Genomic DNA, 2012 nt, shown 5'->3' on the forward strand with positions numbered 1-2012 from the left:
TGCAGCTGGGTCTCGGCGCGGCTGACATCCAGATCCGACACCAGCCCCTCGGTGAACCGGTCGTGGGTGATGCCATAGGCCTTTGTGTAGGCCGTAACCGCGTCCTCCAGCAGAGCCGCTTCGGCGTCGAGGCTGCGCAGGCGCACATAGTCGTTGGCGAGGCTGGCCTGCAGGCTGAGGCGGACCGACTCCAGGTCCGCGGCGCTGGCCTGGGCCTCGGCGCGTCCGGCGGCGACCAGGTTGCGCACCCGGCCCCAGAGATCGAGTTCGTAGTCGGCGGAGAACCCCAAGGTGTCGGCCGAATAGATGTCAGGCTGACCCGCGCCGCGTAGCGGGCGGTTGTTGGACTGCCGGTTGCGGCTGATCTGGCCGCCAGCGCCAATGGTCGGCAGGCCGTAGGACGAGGCCTCCTGGGCCAGGGCGCGGGCGGTGTCGTAGCGGGCCACGGCCTCGGCGAGAGTCGGGCTGTCGGTCGCCAGCTGTGTCTCGTAGCGGTCGAGCAGCGGGTCGCCATAGGCCTGCCACCAGGCGCCGCGGCGCAGCTGGTCGGCGGGCGTGGCCTCGGTCCACGGGCCGGTCTCCTTGAAGGCCGTCGGCACGCTGACCTTCGGCGGGCTGTAGGGCGGCGCCAGCGAGCAGCCCGCCAGGAGCGCGGCGGCGGCGGTGGCCAGGAGGATGCGAAAGGATTTCATCCGCGGCGTGCCGCCGGCGCGGCCACCCGCACCTTCTCGCCGTCTTCCAGCGAATCCGGAGGGTTGTCGATCACCCGGTCTCTGGGGCTCAGGCCCGTGGCGATCTCGACCGTGGCGCCGAGGTCGTGGCGGATGGTGATGTAACGCAGGCGCGCGCGGCCCTGGGCGTCGACGATCCCGACGGCCATGCCCTTCTGTCGGAACATCAGGGCGCTTGAGGGCAGGCGCAGGACGCCTTGCGCAGAGGGTGCCAGCTTGAACGTCGCCTGGGCGTAATCACCTGGCTTCAGGGCTTGGTCGGGGTTGTCGATATGCAGCTCGGCGGTGAGCGCCCCGGACTGCGCGCCGACCGCTTCGGACGTGCTGGCGAGCTTCGCCTTGAATTCGCGGCCCGGATACTCGGGCACGGTGATGCTGGCCTCCATGCCCGGCGTGAGCTGGGAGGAATAGACCTGTGGGACATGGACATAGATGCGCAGCTGGTGAACGTCGGCGACCGTGAACAGGCCGGGATCGTTGGGCGAGCCGGCCGCCACCAGGGCGCCGACATGGGCGGTGCGCGTCGTCACCACGCCGTCGAAGGGCGCGACGATGCGCTTGAAGGATTCCAGCGCCTGCAGGCGGTCGACGTCGGCCTTTGCCGCCTGGACGTCGGCGCTGCGCTCGACGAAGTCGCCGGTCTTCTCATCGGTCTCCTGCTGCGAGACAGCGTTCTTGGCGAGCAGGCGGTTCCAGCGATCAGCGGAGGTCTTGGCTACGCCCTGTTTGGCGGTCGCGGTGGCCAGCGCCGCCTTGGCCTGGGCGAGCTGCTGGTCGAGGTCCGGCGTGTCGATGTCGGCCAGGAGCTGGCCGGTCTTCACATGGGCGCCGATGTCCACGTCCCATCGGCGGATATAGCCGCTGACGCGGGGGTGGATCGCCGCCACGTCGTTGGCCTCCACGTCGGCCGGCAGGACCAGGGGCTCGGAGGCGGTGTCGGTGACCGGCGCGATCACTTCGACGGTGGAGATCGCGGCCGTTGAGGCCGTGGCCTTCAGGTCCTCACCGGCCATGCCGCGCGTGACCAGGCCGGCCGTCACCACGGCGGCGGCCACGCCGGCGGCGATGAAGGCGGCGGGTTTCAGCCAGCGCTGCGGGCCGTGGTGCAGGACCTCGGGCACGTCGTGCGGACTAGCGGGGGGCTCAGACGACATAGGCTTCTCCTGTCCCGGGCTCGGGTCCTTCGTGCGGCGCGCTCTTGGGGGCGGCCTGCTTGCGATGGACCAGGCTGAAGACCACGGGGACGAACATCAGGGTGGCGATGGTGGCGAAGATCAGCCC

General features: G+C 70.4%; 2 protein-coding genes. Both read right to left on the bottom strand.

The features are described from left to right. Window positions 1–692: TolC family protein (locus E8A12_RS02635; protein ID WP_293366206.1), on the bottom strand; the 692-nt coding region annotated here is incomplete at its 3' end. Further along, window positions 689–1885 (bottom strand): efflux RND transporter periplasmic adaptor subunit, encoded by a 1197-nt coding sequence (locus E8A12_RS02640; protein ID WP_293366207.1) that lies wholly within the window; start codon window positions 1883–1885, stop codon window positions 689–691. The genes E8A12_RS02635 and E8A12_RS02640, both read right to left, overlap by 4 nt. Window positions 1886–2012: the final 127 nt, after the last annotated feature.

The organism is Phenylobacterium sp. (assembly GCF_004799395.1).
Taxonomy (GTDB): Bacteria; Pseudomonadota; Alphaproteobacteria; order Caulobacterales; family Caulobacteraceae; genus Phenylobacterium.

Coding starts and splice junctions, on each gene's coding strand:
- E8A12_RS02640 (WP_293366207.1), bottom strand. CDS start 1,885: ATGTCGTCTGAGCCCCCCGCTAGTCCGCACGACGTGCCCGAGGTCCTG.